The organism is Chitinophaga skermanii (assembly GCF_003259335.1).
In the GTDB taxonomy this organism is placed as follows: Bacteria; Bacteroidota; Bacteroidia; order Chitinophagales; family Chitinophagaceae; genus Chitinophaga; species Chitinophaga skermanii.
On record NZ_QLLL01000002.1, the window covers coordinates 791,590 to 812,071 of the forward strand.

The following is a 20,482-nucleotide window of genomic DNA, read 5'->3' on the forward strand; positions in this document are numbered from 1 at the left end:
TTCAAGGTATAGCTTACAACCCTCTATGGCAGAGGGTTGTAATTTGTATTTTTTATTTCTCCAACATCGGCGTGTATTTATGACTGTTTTCAATAATAATCCATAATTCAACCACCAATACACCTAAAGCCATTGCGTAGCCGCCTTGTACATTTACAAAGGCTGTAAGTACTATACCAACAACAATGGGGAATAATACCACGGCACCCAAAGCCCTTGATTTAGGGAAAATAACCAGTAAGCCACCCAATACTTCACCAAAACCTACTAAAGGCATTAACCATTTCATGGCCATCATGCCACCCATTGCCTCCATTAAACCAGGTGGTAAGTCTGTAGGTGTTGGCATGTAATTGAAAAATTTGTTTAAACCGGCATTAATAAATAATAAGCCGAACAAAAGACTAACAATGAACAGAATCGTTTTTTTCATGTGGAAAGTTTTGTGTGATATGGTTTTCATTCCCCGCTATATTCAATACTATTTAAATGTACTGATTATAAATGGGAAAATGCACCCTTAGGAATACGAACATTCTTAACATCTCCTTTCACTTCATTTCCAGTAAATTGCGTGCAATCATTGGTGTTTATTATGCGCAAACAACTATTTACTGTGGGCCTCCTCTTATGCATGTTCGGTAAAGCAACCGCTCAATCTTCTAACATACTTGATACGGTGTACACGCTACGAGATGGGCAAGCCACTGCCACCATGCCCGTACGTGTTATTAAAGGAATCGAACCCGGACCCACTTTTGCCATTGTAGCCGGTATTCATGGTTACGAATACCCACCCATTATGGCTACCCAACAAATCATGCAAAGCATCGATCCGGCGAAACTCCATGGCATATTAATCTTCGTTCCCCTCGCCAATACGGCGGCCTTCTACGGTAGAACACCGTTTCTCAATCCCATCGATCAAAAGAATCTTAACAACGCCTTTCCAGGTAAAAAGAAAGGCACTATTACTGAGCAAATCGCTTATACCCTCAGAACAGAAGTGATGGATATTTCAGATTACTTCCTCGATATCCACGCAGGTGATGCTAACGAAAACCTGCTGCCTTTTGCCTGCTTCTACAATAATACATTGTTCCCGGCGCAAACAAAAGCGGCCGAAGAATTATGTCGTATTGCCGGGTTCGAGTACGTGGTTTCTTACCCTTATACCTTACAACCTACCGACCCCGCTAAGTACGCCTTTAAACAAGCGAGCCAGCAAGGTATTGTTGCCCTTAGCTTGGAAGCCGGCGAATTGGGGAATGTACAAGCTTCAAACGTACAACTACTACAACAGGCGGTAATGAACATGTTGCAGCATGTAAACATGTATCCAAGTAGCCAATCTCTCGCTAGCCCTACGATAAAAATGTTACGGAACCAATCGTATGTACGCGTACCTGTACAAGGTATTTTCACCAGTAGTATCCAAGCAGGCGACGCCGTACAGCAAGGCCAAACACTCGGCCACATACACGATGTATTTGGCAAACTACTGGCTACCATTACAGCGCCGAATAGTGGGATTGTACTGTACAAAATTGGCACTCCCCCGGTGAATGAAGGCGAAACACTTTTTTGTATTGGTACCGAAGAATAATTCCTCATCTAGCAACCGTTTTATAACCCGGTAGACCATTTTTACGTATATAATCTTTGCTATTTCGGTATAGCTATACTGAACTTCAGTAACGGAAAATGACGTTTTGGATAAAAAACTGCCGCATTCGGACCCATATTGGCGATATTTGCACAACCAAAACAACTGTTAGTAAAGATTATTAGTTAAACCTATTCATAAGGAGCTTTCCATGCAAAAAAACAGGGAAACATTTCTGAATAATACGGGGAAACGTGTTGTATTCACTGTTTCCGCGTGTTTTCTCCTTTACCTGGTATCGTTCATTCTCGATCCATTCTCTAAATTTTGGCCGGCATATTTCGACCGTCCTCGTTTAGAAATTATGGGTGAATGGATGGTATCATTAGTACTATGCTATTCCATCTCGGAGTCGAGCATTTTCATCAGTAATAAATTGAATAAGTACATCCCTTGGATGGAACACCCCGCCCGTAGGCTGGCTGTAGAGTCGCTGTTATGCTTAGTATCAACGCTCTTTATCCATTTCATGATCGGCTTATTTTTTACTACCGTATTAGGGGAAGAAGGCGGCCTATTCGGCAGCAACCTCGATGAACGCAAATGGATTATCCAATGGATTGTGATCAGCTTCTTAATTGCTTTAATGATTGCCGCCATTAACTCGGGTAACTACCTAATCAACAACTGGAAAAACGAAGCCCTACGCGCCAACCAATTGAACCAAGTAGTAATGGAGATTGAACTGCAAGCGCTAAAGCTTCAAATCGATCCACATTTCGTATTCAATAACCTCAGCGTATTATCGGAATTGATCTTACGCGATCAACAACTCGGGTACGATTATGCCGAGAACTTCTCGAAGATCTACCGTTACATGCTTATTAATGCGAAGAAGGATTTGATTTACTTGGAAGATGAATTGAAGTTTTTACAATCGTATATATTCTTGATTAAACAACGGGTAGGTGATGGTGTAGAGTTTGCAATAGAGGTAGATAAAGAAGCCAAGCATTTCTTTATGCCGCCGCTTACGTTGCAATTACTCGTAGAGAACGCGTTGAAGCATAATAAAACAACGAAGTCGAACCCACTGCGTATTAAAATTTACAACAATGATAAGGAAGAATTAATTGTTGAAAATGCTTTATTGCCCATTGAGAAGCCTATTCAATCGTCGGGCATCGGGATTAAAAACATTACGAAACGATTTGTACTGTTGGCTGCAAAGCAACCCGTTATTGTAAAGGATGAATCAACATTTAAAGTCATCATACCGTTAATTAGATATGATCAATAAGGTATTAATTTTAGAAGACGAGAAACCCAATGCCGACAGGCTCCAGCGCTTGATCAAAGTCATCAAACCACAGGTAGAAATTGTAGGTGTTCTCGAAAGCATTGCCGATTGTGTTACATGGATGAATACCCATCCCCAACCCGACGTAATAATGATGGACGTTCGCTTGGCAGATGGATTGAGTTTTGAAATATTCGATAAAGTGATCATTCATTGCCCCATTGTGTTCACCACTGCGTATGACGAATACGCCGTTAAAGCTTTTAAATACAATAGCGTCGACTATTTATTGAAACCCGTAGTGCAAGAAGAACTGGCCCAAGCGTTCGATAAATTAGATCATCTTTCCCCCGGCGCTACACCGCCATCCCTTGAAGGCTTACTCAATTATCTTCAACCCAAAGAATACCGTACCCGTTTCCTCCTTCCCTACCGCGACGGTTACAAATCAGTATTGGTCAATGAAGTGGCTTACTTCTTCTCGGAACTGAAAATCTCGCGGGCGAAGTTGGTCAACGGTGAAACGGAAATCATTCCCCAATCGCTCGAAGAACTCGAGCAACAGCTAAATCCCAAGCAATTCTTTCGCGCCAACCGTCAATTCATTATCCATATAGACGCTATTAAACAGATCCACAATTCGTTTAACGGCAAATTAAAGGTGGAGATCAAAAACAGCCCTACAACAGAAATTATTGTCAGCCGCGAAAAAGCGCAGCTACTGAAAGCTTGGATGGATTATTAAGTATATCCATCTTCCATAAAAATAAGCGTGCTACGCACGAACCTTTAATGTGTGTTATTTATACAACCGGCTTGGCTTCTGCTGAGCCGGTTTTTTACTACCCACCAACTTATCTTGCGGGCAGGATTGATAGGTTTTGTTCATATTTCCAAACAGCAAATTGTTAAAATTTTCGGTTGAACCTACCAACATTCCAGGTGCCAAAACTGCCGATTCGGGAACTTTCACTTCTATATAAACCCGGGATTTTCATTGCTTTGCCGCAACTTTAATCAATATAAAATGGCAACACGATTTTTCGAACTGGGTAAAGTGAGCAATGTAGCATTGATACTATCAATTGCATTGTTAATATCATCTTGCGGAGGCAACCACCAAGAGCAACAACAATGGGGTGCCCCGGTAGATGTTGACTTCCTCGAAATTCAACCGACAACAGCTCAAATTGAAAAGAAATACCCCGGTGCTATTGAAGGTACCGTGAACGTAGATATTAAGGCACAAGTAACGGGTTACTTGGAAGAGATCTTCATAAAAGAAGGCGACTACGTTCAAAAAGGACAAAACCTCTTTAAAATCAAAGGCGACGTATTCAACGAACAAGTGAACAACAGCCAGGCAGCTTTAAAAGCGGCGATGGCAGCAGAAGAAACATCCCGCATCGAGCTGGAGAAAATTAAACCACTTGTTGCCGGCAAAGTAGTATCGGAAATGCAGCTGCAAACAGCCGAAGCCAACTACGCTTCAGCCAAAGCAGCAGTAGCACAAGCGAAAGCAGCATTAGGATCATCACAAATCAATGCGGCCTTTAGCTTAATCAAAGCACCTGTAAATGGTTACATCGGTCGAATTCCGAACCGTATTGGAAACTTGGTTACACCAGCCGACGCCACACCGCTTACTACCCTTTCTGAGATCAACAACGTATTCGTATACTTCTCTTTAAGTGAAGCAGATTACATCGCTTTCATGAAAGACAGGGCTACCGATACAGCCATGAGTACGGTAGAAATGATTATGGCAGACGGTACTGTGTACGATCAGAAAGGTACATTGGAAATGGCGAGTGGTAACATCAACGCTACTACAGGCAGCATTCCTTTAAAAGCCGTTTTCCCGAACCCCAACAAGCTATTACGCGCAGGTGGTTCCGCGAAAATCATCTTACGCAAAACAATGCCGGGAAGCTTAACTGTACCAATGACCAGCGTAAAGGATATTCAAGATAAATACTTCGTATTTGCATTGGGCGATAGCAACAAAGTGAAAATGAAGCCAATTGAAATTGCCGGTAAATCGGGTGATCTCTACATCTTGAAATCTGGCTTGCAAGCAAAAGAGAAAATAGCCTTAAACCGCATCGACGTATTGAACGAAGGATCACCTGTGGTGCCATCTGCTCCTAATGCAGCACCTGCACAGGCATCTGCAACAAAATAACCGTTCCATTCAGTCTCAAATAAAGAAACGAAACAATGCTAAGAAAGATAATTGACAGGCCCGTACTGGCAACGGTGATTTCTATTATCATCGTGATCCTGGGTGTAATTGGCCTTTTAAGGCTTCCCATCACTCGGTTCCCAGATATTTCGCCGCCAACTGTAATGGTTAGCGGTAGCTTCCCGGGTGGTAATAGCCAAGCGGTATTACGTTCCGTAGTAACGCCTTTGGAAGAACAGATTAACGGGGTAGAAAACATGCAATACATCAAATCGACCGCCAGTAACGACGGTTCGTTTTCGATCCAAATTGTATTCAAACAAGGCGTAGATCCCGATCAAGCTGCGGTAAACGTGCAAAACCGTGTGCAACAGGCTACCCCTATTTTGCCGCAGGAAGTAATCCAAATGGGTTTAACCACTTCCAAGCAGCAGAATAGTATGATTTTGATCTTCAACGTATTTACCGATGACAACAAGAAATACGATGAACTATTCATACAGAACTATGTAAACATCAACCTCATCCCCTCTATCAAACGTGTACCGGGCGTAGGCCAGGCACAGGTTTTCGGGATGAAAGATTACTCGATGCGTATTTGGCTAAATCCACAAAAAATGGCCAGCTACGGGTTGGTACCGGATGATGTAACAGCCGCCATTGCTAAGCAAAGTGTGGAGGCAGCACCTGGTACACTTGGGCAAGAATCCAGCGCCGCATTAGAATACGTAATCCGCTATAAGGGTAAGAAAAACTTACCGGAAGAATACGAGTCGATTGTAGTGAAAAGAAACGGTACCAACCTCGTGCGCTTGAAAGATATTGCACGCATTGAATTCGGTTCTATCAGCTATAGCGGCGACAATAAAGTAAATGGCAAGAATGCCGTTACCGTAGCCATCTTACAAACCTCTGGTTCGAATGCGAACGAGATCGAGATTGGTGTGAACAATGAATTAGCGAAAGCTTCGAAATCATTCCCTCCGGGTTTGCAGTACGGCAAGGTAATGAGTACGAAAGAGCGTTTGGATGAAGCAACAGGACAAGTTAAATCTACTTTAATAGAGGCCTTCGTGCTCGTATTTATCGTGGTGTTCTTGTTCTTGCAAGATTTCCGTTCTACGATTATCCCGGCCATTGCTGTTCCGGTGGCCATTATTGGTACGTTCTTCTTCTTGTTGATATTTGGTTTCACCATTAATATCTTAACGCTCTTTGCCCTTGTACTGGCGATTGGTATCGTTGTAGATGATGCGATCGTTGTAGTAGAAGCTGTGCATAGTAAAATGGAAGGCACGAACTTATCGGGTCGTCAAGCTACACACCATGCCATGAGCGAGATTACGGGTGCCGTAATTTCCATTACATTGGTTATGTCGGCCGTGTTTATACCCATTGGCTTCATGCAAGGATCTTCGGGTTTATTCTACCGCCAGTTCGCTTATACCTTGGCAATTGCCATCATGATCTCCGCGGTAAACGCCTTAACATTAACACCGGCGCTTTGTGCCTTGTTATTGAAAAACAACCATGCTGGAGATCATCAACAGGGCGATCATCATCACGCACCGAAGAAACCAACAACATTTAGTCAACGCTTCTTCGCGGGTTTCAACGTAGGCTTCAACAACCTCACGAATAAATACGTAAAAGGCGTACGCTTCTTAGCCGGTAGAAAATGGTTAAGTGCAGGCATTGTTGCCGGTATTACAGGTTTAGCGGCGTACTTAATGATGAGTACCCCGAAAAGCTTTGTTCCCATGGAAGATGATGGCTTTATCGTATACAGTTTAACCATGCCGCCGGGTACTGCTTTGCCTAAAACAACAGAAGTAGTAAAGAAAATTGGCGATAGCATTGGTAAAATGGAAGCCGTAGAAAGCAATACCGCTATTACGGGCTTCAACATCTTGAGTAATTCGGCTGGTACGAGCTATGGTTTAGGCTTCGTGAAATTGAAACCTAAGAAAGAGAGAGGCGCCGTTAAAAATATCGAAGACATTCACGGGATGATTTCCGGTGCATTGGCAGGCATTAAAGAAGGCTCTACCATTGCTATTAGGATGCCACCGGTAGATGGTTACGGTGTGGCGAGTGGTGCAGAGATTGTATTGCAAGATAAAATGGGTAAAGATGCAGCTTCATTAAAAGCCATGGCCGATAAAGTTATTGGCCAGATTATGCAACAACCCGGCGTACAATTCGCCTACACAACCTTCCGGGCCGATTACCCACAATTGGAATTAGAAGTAGATGAAGATAAAGCCAACGTATTGGGCGTAGATGTTAACAGCATGCTCAGTACCATTCAAACTTACTTTGCCGGTAACCAATCGGCTAACTTCACCCGCTTCGGTAAGTTCTACCGTGTGAACGTGAAAGCAGACGGCGTATTCAGAATGGATGAAGAAGCGTTCAACGAAATCTTCACCCGTAACGACAAAGGAGAAATGGTACCGGTGAAATCGTTGGTAACATTGAAGAAAGTATATGGTCCTGAATCGGTAAACCGTTACAACTTGTACAATGCCGTGACTATTAACGTAATGGCCTTGCCGGGTGTAAGTAATGGTGCCATCATGGATGGTTTAGAAAAGAACGTGTTAAGCACCTTACCGAGCGACTATAGTTACGAATGGACGGGGTTGAGTTTGGAAGAGAAATCGTCGGGTAATCAAACCATGGTGGTGTTAATGTTGAGCATCTTGTTCGTATACTTCTTGTTAGCAGCGCAGTACGAAAGTTACTTGTTACCATTGGCGGTATTATTATCGATCCCAACAGGTATCGTAGGAGCCTTTTTAGGTATTAAAGCAATTGGTTTAGATAACAACATTTACGTGCAGGTTGGTTTGGTGATGTTGATTGGTTTGCTTGCGAAGAATGCCATCTTGATCGTGGAATTCGCGGTACAGAGAAGGCAAAGTGGTATGTCGATTTTAGCTTCGGCATTAGAAGGTGCGAAAGCGAGGTTACGTCCTATTATCATGACATCCCTCGCGTTTATCGTGGGTATGGTGCCGTTGATGTTAGCACAAGGCGGCCAAGCATCGGGTAATAGATCGATTAGTACGGGCGCGGCCATGGGTATGTTAAGTGGTGTAGTGCTGGGTGTGTTCGTGATACCGATCTTATACATCTTCTTCCAATTCTTACAAGAAAAAGTGGGTAGGAAAAAAACGCACCTCCCTTTATAAACTGAAAACATGAAATTCTTGCATAAACATATCATACTGGCAGCGTGTGGTTTGGCTTTCACAGCAAGTTCTTGCGTAGTAGGTAAAAAATACCAACGCGAGGAACTGCATGTGCCAAACGAATACAGGGAAACAGCTGCCTTAACTGGCGATACGGTATTATTACCTTACCGCCAGTTCTTCCAAGATCCAGCCCTCGTGGCCCTCATTGAAAAAGCATTGTCGAAAAACAATGATGTAGCGGTGGCGATGATGAGCATGGAGCAGTTGGAATTAAGTTATAAACAAGCGAAAAAAGGCTTACTACCTACGGTAGATTTCTCGGCCGGTGCGAATAGAAACTGGTTATCGAAGAACTCGTTAAACGGTTCTTTGAGTGAACAGTTTTTACAATCGAGCTACATGGACGATTACAGTGCTACGATTAAGCTTTCTTGGGAAGCCGATATCTGGGGCAAAGTAGCCATGCAGAAAGAGGATGCGAAAGCGAATTACTTCGCACAGAAAGAGAACCTTTCGGCCTTGAAAACGCGCATTATTGTGCAAGTAGCGCAGGCTTACTACAACCTGCTGGCACTCGACGAGCAACTGAAAGTAGCAGAGCGCAATGTACTCTTGGGCGATAGCACCTTGTCGATGATTCGCTTGCAATATAATTCGGCACAAGTGAATTCACTGGCGGTGGAACAAGCAGAAGCACAAAAGAAAACGGCGGAATTATTGATTCCATTGGCACAGCAGAATATTGCCATCCAAGAGAATGCCTTGAGCATTTTATGTGGTAGCTATCCTGCTGCTGTGGAAAGAGCGAATAGTATAGTAACCGCTGTTCCATCGGAAGTATTCCCTAGCGGGGTACCTACGGTGTTATTAAGTAGAAGGCCCGATGTGAAAGCAGCAGAATACGCTGTAGTATCGGCCAATGCGAAAACAGGATTAGCGAAAGCGAATATGTATCCTACTATTTCATTGTCGCCTTCTATTGGTGCGAATTCCTTTAAACTGAATAGTTGGTTCGATTTACCGGGATCATTGGTAAAGAACGTGGGTGTGAACTTAGCACAACCCGTATTTCAAAAACGCCAATTAAGAACGGCGTATGAAATTGCGCAAATCGAACAACAAAAAGCCGCTGTTCAATTCAAACAATCGGTAATGGTAGCCGTGGGCGAAGTTTCCGATGCCTTAGCGAAATCTAAACATGCAGATGAACGCTTAGTACTGGTAGAGAAAAAAACAGCTTCCCTCCAAAAAGCCACCAACGACGCTATGTTACTATACAGAAGCGGCATGGCCACCTATTTGGAAGTAATTACCGCTCAAAACAATGCCTTACAAAACCAGCTCGAAGCTATTTCCATTAAAGTGGATAAGCTAAACGCTGTAACCGAATTGTACCGCGCATTGGGGGGTGGTGTTGAAGAATAAGGACTTAGTCATCACAGTTATACTTCACAATGAAATAAAAGCTGAACCTTCGCGTTCAGCTTTTTGTATTTCCGCCCCTTCTCCCTCAATCCCCCTATCGATAAAATTTATTTTGTACTAACCAGTACACTTTATACCTTTGGGTCGTCAATAAAACCATTACCATGGCAGGACGCCCTAAAATATACGACGAAGCACTGATCATCGACAAAGCCACGAACGTGTTTTGGGAGAAGTGTTACGACTCGGCCTCGGCCGACGAGTTGTTGGATGCCATGGGTATTGGTAAGGGCAGTTTCTACTTGGCATTTAAAGGTGGAAAGCAAGAACTGTACGAGAAAACGTTGCAAAGATTTTCTGATACTTTTTATGACAAGCTCGCCAGCAAAGTGAACAACGCGGAGAACGGGATCGACGTGATTAAACAATTTTTTTACGCGATGGCGAAAGCTGGGAACGAGGAGAAAAACCGTGGTTGTTATTTAGGCAATGCCTTGGTGCAGTTATCGGAGAAAGATCGCAACATACGATCGTTAGCGGCGAACTTATTAAGCCGGCTACAGGATTTGTTTACGCAGGCGGTGAAGCGGGCACAAGCGAATGGCCAGTTAAAAACCAAGGAAGATCCTGCATTATTGGGTTTACATCTTTCCAACTTATGGAACGGTATCCACGTAACAAGGCGAATGAATAATAGTCCTGCGGCGTTAAAACAACTGGTTGATTTTAACCTGCAATTGATACAATAAAATTTTTTACCTCATTTTGTACTAAATAGTACATTATATATAAACCAATTTACAATGAACACCAACAACAAAACAATCCTTATCACCGGCGGCGGCTCTGGTATTGGATTTGAAATAGCGAAATTATTCAGCGCACAAGGGAATAAAGTAATTATTGCAGGCAGAAGCGAGCAACGCTTACAAGCTGCTGTAACGGCCCTACCTGGTGGCTCGTACATCGTAGCTGATATTACGAACCACGCAGATGTAGACAAACTGGTAGCAGACATTAAAACCCATCATAGCGATCTCAGCATTTTAATCAACAATGCCGGTGCTGCCTTTAAGTACGACTTGAATGCTTCCACTGACGCGTACGGCATGGCATTAGCAGAATTCCAAGCGAACCTGCTGGCACCGATTCATTTAACAGAACAATTATTGCCTTTATTAAAGCAACAACCCGAAGCAGCGATTGTAAATGTTTCTTCGATTGTAGCCTTTGCTCCATCGAAAAACTTACCTACATATGCCGCCTCAAAATCGGCCTTACATTCTTACACGCAAGCGTTACGTTTAGCATTGGCAGACACGAATGTGAAAGTATTTGAACTAATGCCGCCACTTGTAAATACAGACTTCTCGGAAATGATTGGCGGCAAAGAACATGGCATGCCGGCTATCGACGTAGCGAAGGGCTTATTAGAAGGATTGAAAAATGATACGGAAGAAATGCATATTGGTCAAACCGCGGAGTTCAGGAAATTCTTCTTTGCCTCCCCGGAAGAAGCCGTGATTGCGTTTAATAAAGGCCGCTAATTTGTAGTAGTTGATTATTTGGATTGCATCCCCAAGTGTGTTTTTATAGCATGCTTGGGGTTTATTTTGTTGAACGGCTTCGAGATTACCTAGTTTCCCTTCCTCCTATTTGTTCCTTTCTAAGCCTCTCCCCCAAAAGGAACAATAGAGAGTAGACAAACAGTTTCTACAACGGTTAGATGTAACTTCAAAAGCCAAGGTATTCTTTACATTTTACTGCACAAAAGTCAAATTACACTGCAGAAAATCCCAAAAATAAGCGAAGTGTATTTTGCTATTATATTCAATACCAATCCATTACATGGCCAAAACTAGCTAAACCCGCCATGGCAAAGGGTGAGGATAGGCAAAAGATAGGCTTTAGATAGGCTCGAGATAGGCTTTTACTGGTTTTTGATAGGGTAAGGATAGGCTAGGGATAGGGGGAGGATAGGCAAAGGATAGGGTAAGCATAGTTTGAGGATAGGGTGCTATATAAAAACGAGCTTGAGAATACATGTCGAATACATGCATTCACATAGAAATCACATGGAATTACTTTGACATCACACGGAAATTACTTGAAACGAAGCTATTGGGGTGTAAGAATAACACTAAACAACTATGGGGAACTTATGGTAGATTGGTTTTCGAACTGGGGGAAGGTCAACTCTATTCGAGAGTTGACCTGTGACTATATGGTTAAGCGTGTTCTAAACACCTGTATTGAATTGCTTACATCTTGATTCCTACCCTAAAAGGTTTCTGTTCAACGGCATAGGTGAACGCAGCTTGGGCATCATCTAAAGGGAACTCCTTTTCGACCATGTTGCCAAATGGGTAGCGTTGCCAATTACGCTCCATGAAATCCAAGGCAGCTTGCAGGTCCTCGAAATTGTAGTTATGCAAGCCGCGGATAGTTAACAAGTTGCGGATCATGCGCTCTGGATTTACGGCTATATCTCTTGTATTAAAGACGGCTCCTACCCAAATTGCAATACCACCAATCGTTAAGGCATTTAATCCGAATTCTATGGCAGCAGGGTTACCACTCATGTCGATTACTAAGTCTAACCGCTGATTGGGTAACAAGGCTTGTAGTGTTCGAGCATTTACCTCGGCATTGGCTTGCATATGGACGGTATCGTGCACGCCGAATTGACGGGCCACCTGTAAGCGGGCCGCTGAAATATCGGCAGCGCCTATCCAAGCAGCCCCCCTGTCGGCACACATGGCAGCACATGTAATGCCTAAATGCCCCATACCAGTAATAAGCACATTCTTTCCGGCTAAGTTACCGGCTAAACGTAGTGCTCCTGCCACAGTAGCAATGGAACAATTAACGGTTGACGCAATATTAAGCGGCAAGGTAACCGGCAGCTTTAAAATGCCTGTATGCGGCCTTAAAATGCAATACTCTGCCATGCCTCCATGGAACACATCATTTTGTTGTGCAAGGGCATGGCCATATTTAAACAGGTTTTCTCCTTTTTGGGGAATACCTGCTTGGGCATAATGTGAAGTAGGATCACTGGCAAAGATCGACCAAGTAATACGATCGCCTATAATTAAGGGTTCACCATTAAGGTCGAAGCCAGTATGGGTAGGTGATATGTCGAGGATTTCTCCTACTATTTCATGCCCCAATACGGTAGGACAAGCTTCTTTTCTTGTACCACAAAAAGTATGTAGATCGCTACCACAGATGGTTGTATAGATGTTTTTGACGAGGATTTCCCCCGGGTTTAACTTTCGTATAGGGAAACTTTTTATAACAAATTCCTTTCCCGGGCCTTCAAAAAGCGCTAATCGCCCGTCACTATTCGCTCCATTATGATGAAACATGCTGTAATCTATTTTCCTACAAAGCTAATATATTTCACTACAGGAAAACAATTTTCCAATCAATAAACATTATTAATTCGATGTAAACAGGTAGAAAACGAGCAAAGTAGCAGCGTGGTTCGTATTATTTTGCGGTAAATGCGGGATGTTACCATCGAAGAAAAGGGCATCCCCGGCTGTCATTTGGAATGATTTATCTTCCAGTTCGTATTTGATATCCCCGGCGAGAATATAAATGAATTCGAAAGCAGCGGTGGCTACTTGGGGTCTAGACGAATTGGGTTCCAGCGTAAGTAACGACACTTGGATAGCGCCACCATCGTAGTTAAATTCCAGGATTGATTGGTAATGGAAACCCACGGCACCCTCTTCCTTCTCGTATTTCGTAAAGTTCTGTTTAGGGATAAAAATGTACCCAGGGAATTCGTCGCCCTGTGCCAACTGCCCGAAGAACATATCGGCCCGAACACCCAATTTATTAATAATCGTAAATAAGGTAGGAATCGTTGGAATAAGCCGTCCATTTTCGATTTTCGACAGCATCGCCGACTTTACTCCTGTTAATTCCGAGAGCTCCATCAACTTCAAATCCTTTTCCTTTCTATACTTCCTAATTAACCCACCTATCTTATAATACTCCAAGTTATGTTGCTCCATTCGTTCGTTTTCCATGTTAAATAAAAGTTACCTCTAGTTGCATATGTTATTTTTACCCACAGGAAATATAATTTCGCAAAAGGAAATTAAATAACAAATATCCAACAAATTGAATTGCTGGAAATTTTCTCGAAAATTATGAAGAATTTACAAACAAACCAGTGGAAAATGCTTTTGCTTACGATGTTTTGCTACCTGTTCTTTTATACAGGCAGGCACAACTTCGGTTGGGCAGCGAAACAATTGGCCGAAAGCCTACATGTTTCGTACGAAAAAATTGGCTGGATTAGTTTCGCTATGCTGGTAGGTTACGCGGTAGGACAATTAGTACACGGAAACTTTGCCGATAGGTTTAGTCCTCGCCATTTGATTACAACCGGCGGCTTATTATCTGTGGTGGCCAATATATGTATCAGTTTTAGTTCTTCTTTTCCAGTCATTCTCGTGTTATGGACATTGAATGGTTATTTCCAATCGATGGCATGGGCTGCCGGTAGTAAAATTATTGCTAACTGGTGGCAAGGGAGTAACCGTGGATTGGCATTTGGTATGTATACGATGGCGGCAGGTGCATCGTCGATTATTACGTACTTGTTTTCCATTATTTTAATGAACGATGGCTGGCAAAACATCTTCCGTATTCCCGTGATATTCTTAGCGATTGCCTGTATTATCTTTTTCATTTTTGTACGGAATAAACCGTCGGATGTAGGATTGGAGGATAATAACCGCGAGGGGAATGGTACTACAAAACCATCGTGGCAGGAAGCGTATAAGACGGTATTTACGAACCGGAAGTTTTTAGTGGTGTGTTTATCACTTGGCTTCCAGAGTATGGCGCGGTATGGGTTGATCTTTTGGATTCCCTTGTATTTTCAAAGTCGTGCTACCGACGAAGCGGCTACGCATGTTTGGATTTCCTTGTTATTACCCATTGGCATGTCGATCGGGGCCATTTCTTTTGGGTTTATATCCGATAAATTATTCAACGCCGATCGTATTAAATCGATTTTATTGGGCATGACGATGTGCTCGATCGTTTCTTTAAGCATTTTCTTCTCTCCTACTAACCATCCCATTATTATATCACTATTAGTATTTGCTGCCGGTTTCTTTTCATACGGACCGCAAGCGAACTTCTGGCCATTAGCACCCGAATTACTGGGGCAGCAATACGTGGGAACAGGCACGGGTATTATGAACATGTGTGCTTACACATTTGCAGCGATCGGCGAACCGTTAATGGGGAAACTGATTGATATAACGGGTAACAAGGCGATCATATTCGCTTTGGTATCATTGATTGCCTTATTAAGTGCTGTTACCATTATGTGTATGCACTTGGTGAAAATCAACACACAAAACAAATCCTTACAAACATCCATTTAAAAATATAAAATCTCTATACAATGATCAAAATGGTGGTTTTTGACATGGCCGGTACTACATTAAATGAAGATAACGTAGTATATAAAACAGTGCAATCCTCAATTAACCAAGCAGGCTTTAATGTATCGCTCGATGCTGTACTAGCAGCAGGTGCAGGCAAAGAAAAGTTACAAGCGATTAAAAGTGTTTTAGCAGACATGGATGTACATGACGACAACATTGCGCAAAACATTTTTTCGCATTTCAATGAGAGCTTACACCAAGCTTACCAAACCCTGCATGTTACAGAGCAAAACAATGCTAGCCATGTATTCAACGTATTGAAAGAAAAGGGTATTACAGTGGTATTGAATACTGGTTACAGCCGTGCTATTGCTACTATGTTACTCGCTAAATTAGGCTGGGTACAAGGTACGCATTACGACTTACTCATTACCGCCAGCGATGTGGCACAGAATAGACCACATCCAGACATGATATTTTCTGCCATGCAACAAGCGGGTATTGAGAATGGTGCGGCCGTCATAAAAGTGGGTGATTCGACCATTGATGTTGAGGAAGGAAGAAACGCGGGATGTGACATCTCTATTGGCATCACAACTGGCGCTCATACCAAAGAACAATTAGCCAATGCGCAGCCGTCTTATATTATCGACGATTTATCAGAAATTTTAACCATTATCCAATCGCATCCTTACCAGGTAGCCTAACACATCTTGCGTTCGTTCACCCCTATTCACTTTTTGAATGATGTATAGCAAACAATAATTGTTGCTAGCATCTACTAGGCTGTTTCGATTCGAACAACACTCAACATTCTTTCAAACTTATTTACAATGAAAGCATTTTCATTCGTAGCGCTATTGCTATGCATGGGCAGCCACCTTTTTGCCCAACAGGTTGTAAATGGTCGCGTTATTGATCAGCATGGGCCATTACAAGGTGCGACCATTCGTATCAAATCGGCTAACATTACATCCTTTACAGATGAAACGGGGCAATTTGTATTGCGTGTACAACCCGGTTCGCACACCCTTAGTATTTCCTTCGTAGGGCACAAAACATTAGATACTACTATTCTTGTTACAAATGGCCAACAAGTTCAACTGCCAGCTATTAAGTTGGCCTCCAACATGGAACTAAACCAAGTGAAAATCACGGGCATTTACAATTCCGGTGAAAGAAAGGCTATAAGCATGCGCAGAAATGCTACAGCTATTATGGATGTAGCCAGTGCAGATGCCATAGGTAAGTTACCAGATATGAATGCAGCGGAAGCAGTACAACGCATTCCGGGTGTTAGTATCGATCGCGATCAAGGTGAAGGTAGATATGTAACGGTTCGTGGAACACCGTCGCAATGGAGTTCCACCACCATTAACGGTGACAGGATGCCGGCCGCCAAAACATCGGGCGACTTACTAGGTAACCGTACGGTGCCAATGGATTTATTGCCCTCGGAGTTTATACAGTACGTGCAGGTAATTAAGGCGATTACACCCGATTATGAGGGCGATGCCATTGGTGGTACGATCAACTTCATACCAAGAACATCACCCGACAAACGTACCTTGAAATTAACAGCAGCACTGCCTTATTCGCCGCGCCCAGAAGACAAGGTGGGTATTAATGGAACGGTGCTATACGGCGATCGGTTATTAAAGAATAAACTTGGGTTTTTAGTGTTGGGGAATATTAACCGTCGTACTTACGGAACGGATGATTACGAGGTGGTGTATGGTAACAAGTTGCATAACGTAACCACATTAGATGTGCGTAATTACCAAGGTACGCGTACAAACAAAGGTTTTAATGCGGCTGTGGATTATCAAATTTCACCCGCTACCAAAGTATATGCACGTGGCTATTACACGGAGTTACTTGATAATGAACGTAACCGTAAAACGATGCACTATTTCGATAAAGCTACCAACAATGCTGTATTGCGCTGGAACGTAGTAGATTATTGGTTCAAGAACTATGGTGGCGATGCAGGTTTTCAATCGCGTATCAATAACAAGTTAACCTTGAATGGGCACGTTGGCTATTATAAATCATGGGCAGGTTATAAAGGCCCGAATTCAGTGGATAAAAACCGTCGTGGGTACTATTACGGTAACTGGGTACAAACCGTTAAGTATGGTAACATGGCTAGTGTAGAAGGTAAAAGTTATAAGTTCTTGAATGGTGATGGGCCAGCAGGATATGTAGGTGATCAACCCGACAACATCCAACCACACTTCGATCCATCTACACCTTACATCCCGGATAATTACGCGTTGGATAGATTCGTGATTTCGATTAGGAATATTTCCGAAGCTGATAAAGTAGGTGCATTAGATGCAACATATACCGTTTCCTCGAAATTAAAATTCAAAGTAGGTGGCAAGTACCGTCGTAAAACAAGTACCTACGATTACAGGTATATTACATGGATTTATAAAACAACAGCCGCGAAAGCATACATAACACAATGGGAAAGAGAAGATTTTCCAGCGAAGAACTGGTTCCCCGAGTTGAACAATGCTTATGACAATTTGAAGTTTCGTTATCCAACGATGCAATCATTTATCAACCCAACGAGCATTCCAGGTGTAGCACAAAATCTTACGTATACCATGAACGATGCAACGAACTCGTCGTACGCTACGGGTAACTACAATGCGCATGAAAATGTGTTGGCAGGTTACGGCATGACGGAATGGAACTTTGCCCCGAATTTAACCTTTGTGGGTGGGCTTCGTTATGAATATACGGATGTGCAATCTGACAGTTACCAGTTTAATGATATCACGAAAGTAGTAACCCCTATCAGCAGCAAAAACAATTTCCCGGCGATATTACCGATGGGGCATTTGATTTACAAGCCTAATAACAAGTTGGATTTACGGGCAGCAGCTACCCGTACGTTTGCAAGGGCTTCGTTTAACGAGATTAGTCCTAGCACCCGTGTAAACCCGAATACTTTAGCTGTAACAATCGGCAACCCGGGATTGAAACCGACCTTTTCATGGAACTATGATGTAATTGGTAGTTACTATTTGAATAGTAACAGCTATGTATCGGCGGGTTTATTCTACAAGCATATTAAAGACGTGATTTACGTGAATTCGTACCAAGAAACGCGTACGGTAGATGGTGTTACAAGTACCTACAATGTTTCGCAGCCTTTGAATTCGGATAAATCAAAATTATATGGTATCGAGATGACGTATAATCAGAAGTTCACGCAATTACCTGGGTTCTTAAGTGGATTGGGATTGAACTTGAATTATACTTATACCAAATCTGAAACTACATTGAAAGACCGACCAGGTGAGAAGATTGGATTGATGAACCAATCGCCGAACATCTTCAACGCGGCATTGTTCTATGAGAAATACAACTTCTCTTTACGGGTAGCAGCGAATTACCGCCAAGCTTTTCTAGTAGAAGTGCGCGATAATAAAGGGGCAGATCGCTACCAAGATCAAGATTTCAGGGTAGACTTGAACTTATCGTATACGCTTCCTAAAAACATCACTTTGTTCTTTGATGCGAGTAACTTAACGAATCAACCATTGCGTTATTACCACGGGGTAAAAAGCAGGCCAGAGCAAGTGGAATATTACTCGGCTCGTGGCAGAGTGGGTATTAACTGGTCGCTATAAAATTAATTACAACTGCCGCTCGCTATCTTAGATCGTGAGCGGTTTTTACATCGTATGCATATGACTATTTCGAGAAGGGAATTTATTCAGTACGGGGTTTTGTTGGTACCGGCGCCACGCATGATTGCACATATTAAAAGTCAATACTTCCAACATGGTATTGCTTCTGGAGATCCATTGCAGGATAAAGTGATTATTTGGACGCGTATTACCGAAAAAGGAACAGCGAAGGAAAAGGTGTATTGGGAGATAGCTTTGGATGAGCAGTTCACGCGCATTCAATATGCCGGCAATACGAGCATTTCGCAACAATCGGATTATACCGTGAAGGTAGATGTAAATGGCTTATCGGCCGGTGAACAATACTTTTACCGCTTTAAATACCGTGGTCAATATTCGCCTATTGGGAAAACGAAGACTTTACCTAACTCCGTTGGAATTAACGGTATGCAGGTAGCTGTTGTAAGTTGTAATAATTGGGAAGACGGCTATTTCAATTCATTCCGCTTTCTTTCTACCAAGCAGGATGTAGACGTGGTACTTCATTTAGGCGATTACATTTATGAATACGGCACAGGCGAATATGGTAACCCGGTAGTAGATCGTAAAAACTTCCCTGGGCATGAAATAATTACACTAGGCGATTACCGCAAACGATATGCGCAATATAGAACAGATATTGATTTACAAGCCCTACATGCATCGAAGCCTTTTATAATGATTTGGGATGATCATGAGATTGCCAATGATGCCTATGCAGATGGCGCCAAGAATCACCAATCCAATGAAGGTGATTACCAAGTGCGCAAACAAGCTGCGATACAGGCTTACTTGGAGTGGTTGCCAGTGCGTGCTAGAAACGCACAAGAAATGCGTAGATCATTCACAGTGGGTAATGATTTCCAATTGTTGCTAACAGAGCAACGGGCTACAGCACGTACTTGCCAGTTGAGAGAAACGGATAAAGCCTTTTTCGATAGTAATCGAAGCCTAGTGGGTGGTTCGCAATTGGAATGGTTATGCGATGAATTAAAAGCCAGCAAGGCTACATGGAAATTCATAGGCAACCAAGTGATGTTTACAGGCTACAAAGTAAAACAAGGCTTTAAATCGCCCAAGGTGAATGATTGGTGGTTGGGGTATCCTGTGGAGCAAAAGAAACTAGTGGATTTTCTATCCAACGAGCAAGTACAAAACGTGGTATTCTTAACGGGAGATCATCACGAGTCGTTTGTATTGGCCATGCATAAGGAAGATGCATATTATACTTATAAGCGTACTGCAACAGAGAAACCGCTGGCTTGGGAATTCCTTACACCTAGTATTACTTCTCGTAATGGCGACCGTTTAAGCGCAGAAGAGATTGTTACGTTTGAAGAAATGCTGCATGATAAATCGGTGAACCCGCATTTAGTGTATGGGGATATTAAGCGCCATGGGTATTTGTTGTTGGATATATATGCGGATAGGTTATTGGCGCAGTATTGTTATGTAGACAATATTTTAACGCGGGATGCTAGCGAAACTGTGCTGAAGGCATTTGAATTGGGTGTGGGAGATTTTGTGGTGCGGGAGGTGTAGAAACATATTAATTACATTGAATTCATTATCCATCAATCGCCAATTTACACCCGTTTGAGGATAATTTCTATTACAATTGCAACAACAAAGGCATCCCACTTACGCGAGATGCCTTGTT

At 42.7% G+C, this 20,482-nt stretch carries 15 protein-coding genes; 12 read left to right on the forward strand and 3 right to left on the reverse strand.

Annotation, left to right across the window (positions count from 1 at the left end; genetic code table 11):
* Positions 1–52: 52 nt before the first annotated feature.
* Complete coding sequence (locus LX64_RS07390; RefSeq protein ID WP_111597071.1) at positions 53–433, reverse strand: DoxX family membrane protein; 381 nt, start codon at positions 431–433, stop codon at positions 53–55.
* A gap of 162 nt (positions 434–595) precedes the next feature.
* On the opposite strand from LX64_RS07390, the gene LX64_RS07395 reads away from it, so the two are divergent.
* From LX64_RS07395 to LX64_RS07430, 8 genes are all read left to right on the forward strand, one after another.
* Positions 596–1,606 (forward strand): succinylglutamate desuccinylase/aspartoacylase family protein, encoded by a 1,011-nt coding sequence (locus tag LX64_RS07395; protein WP_111596958.1) that lies wholly within the window; start codon positions 596–598, stop codon positions 1,604–1,606.
* 211 nt (positions 1,607–1,817) lie between these two features.
* Positions 1,818–2,906 (forward strand): sensor histidine kinase, encoded by a 1,089-nt coding sequence (locus LX64_RS07400; protein WP_111596959.1) that lies wholly within the window; start codon positions 1,818–1,820, stop codon positions 2,904–2,906.
* The gene (locus LX64_RS07405) at positions 2,896–3,651 is read left to right on the forward strand and encodes a LytR/AlgR family response regulator transcription factor (protein ID WP_111596960.1); all 756 of its coding nucleotides are present in this window, start codon (positions 2,896–2,898) and stop codon (positions 3,649–3,651) included. Before LX64_RS07400 ends, LX64_RS07405 begins: the two co-directional genes overlap by 11 nt.
* 282 nt (positions 3,652–3,933) lie before the next feature.
* Positions 3,934–5,091 carry an efflux RND transporter periplasmic adaptor subunit gene (locus LX64_RS07410; RefSeq protein WP_111596961.1) on the forward strand — a complete coding sequence of 386 codons (1,158 nt, stop codon included), beginning with the start codon at positions 3,934–3,936 and terminating at the stop codon, positions 5,089–5,091.
* 35 nt (positions 5,092–5,126) lie between these two features.
* Positions 5,127–8,288 carry an efflux RND transporter permease subunit gene (locus LX64_RS07415; protein ID WP_111596962.1) on the forward strand — a complete coding sequence of 1,054 codons (3,162 nt, stop codon included), beginning with the start codon at positions 5,127–5,129 and terminating at the stop codon, positions 8,286–8,288.
* A gap of 9 nt (positions 8,289–8,297) precedes the next feature.
* Positions 8,298–9,716 carry an efflux transporter outer membrane subunit gene (locus LX64_RS07420; RefSeq protein ID WP_111596963.1) on the forward strand — a complete coding sequence of 473 codons (1,419 nt, stop codon included), beginning with the start codon at positions 8,298–8,300 and terminating at the stop codon, positions 9,714–9,716.
* Between the two features lie 164 nt (positions 9,717–9,880).
* Entirely contained in the window at positions 9,881–10,465 is a 585-nt protein-coding gene (locus LX64_RS07425; protein WP_111596964.1) for a TetR/AcrR family transcriptional regulator, read from the forward strand.
* A 54-nt stretch (positions 10,466–10,519) separates the two neighbouring features.
* On the forward strand, positions 10,520–11,263 hold the full coding sequence (locus LX64_RS07430) for an SDR family oxidoreductase (protein ID WP_111596965.1): 744 nt from the start codon (positions 10,520–10,522) through the stop codon (positions 11,261–11,263).
* Between the two features lie 714 nt (positions 11,264–11,977).
* Here the strand turns inward: LX64_RS07430 and LX64_RS07435 are convergent.
* Together LX64_RS07435 and LX64_RS07440 are read right to left on the reverse strand one after the other, a co-directional pair.
* Positions 11,978–13,087, reverse strand: coding sequence for a zinc-binding dehydrogenase (locus LX64_RS07435; protein ID WP_111596966.1), 1,110 nt, complete (start codon positions 13,085–13,087; stop codon positions 11,978–11,980).
* 72 nt (positions 13,088–13,159) lie between these two features.
* Entirely contained in the window at positions 13,160–13,759 is a 600-nt protein-coding gene (locus LX64_RS07440; protein ID WP_111596967.1) for a helix-turn-helix domain-containing protein, read from the reverse strand.
* A gap of 123 nt (positions 13,760–13,882) precedes the next feature.
* Between LX64_RS07440 and LX64_RS07445 the strand changes: the two genes are divergently transcribed.
* The 4 genes from LX64_RS07445 (at position 13,883) to LX64_RS07460 (ending at position 20,364) form a co-directional block, all read left to right on the forward strand.
* On the forward strand, positions 13,883–15,133 hold the full coding sequence (locus tag LX64_RS07445; RefSeq protein WP_211324761.1) for an MFS transporter: 1,251 nt from the start codon (positions 13,883–13,885) through the stop codon (positions 15,131–15,133).
* A 20-nt stretch (positions 15,134–15,153) separates the two neighbouring features.
* The gene (locus tag LX64_RS07450) at positions 15,154–15,843 is read left to right on the forward strand and encodes a phosphonatase-like hydrolase (protein WP_245952583.1); all 690 of its coding nucleotides are present in this window, start codon (positions 15,154–15,156) and stop codon (positions 15,841–15,843) included.
* Positions 15,844–15,969: 126 nt separating this feature from the next.
* Entirely contained in the window at positions 15,970–18,783 is a 2,814-nt protein-coding gene (locus LX64_RS07455) for a TonB-dependent receptor (protein ID WP_111596968.1), read from the forward strand.
* A gap of 60 nt (positions 18,784–18,843) precedes the next feature.
* Positions 18,844–20,364, forward strand: coding sequence for an alkaline phosphatase D family protein (locus LX64_RS07460; RefSeq protein ID WP_158538567.1), 1,521 nt, complete (start codon positions 18,844–18,846; stop codon positions 20,362–20,364).
* The last annotated feature ends 118 nt before the right edge of the window (positions 20,365–20,482 follow it).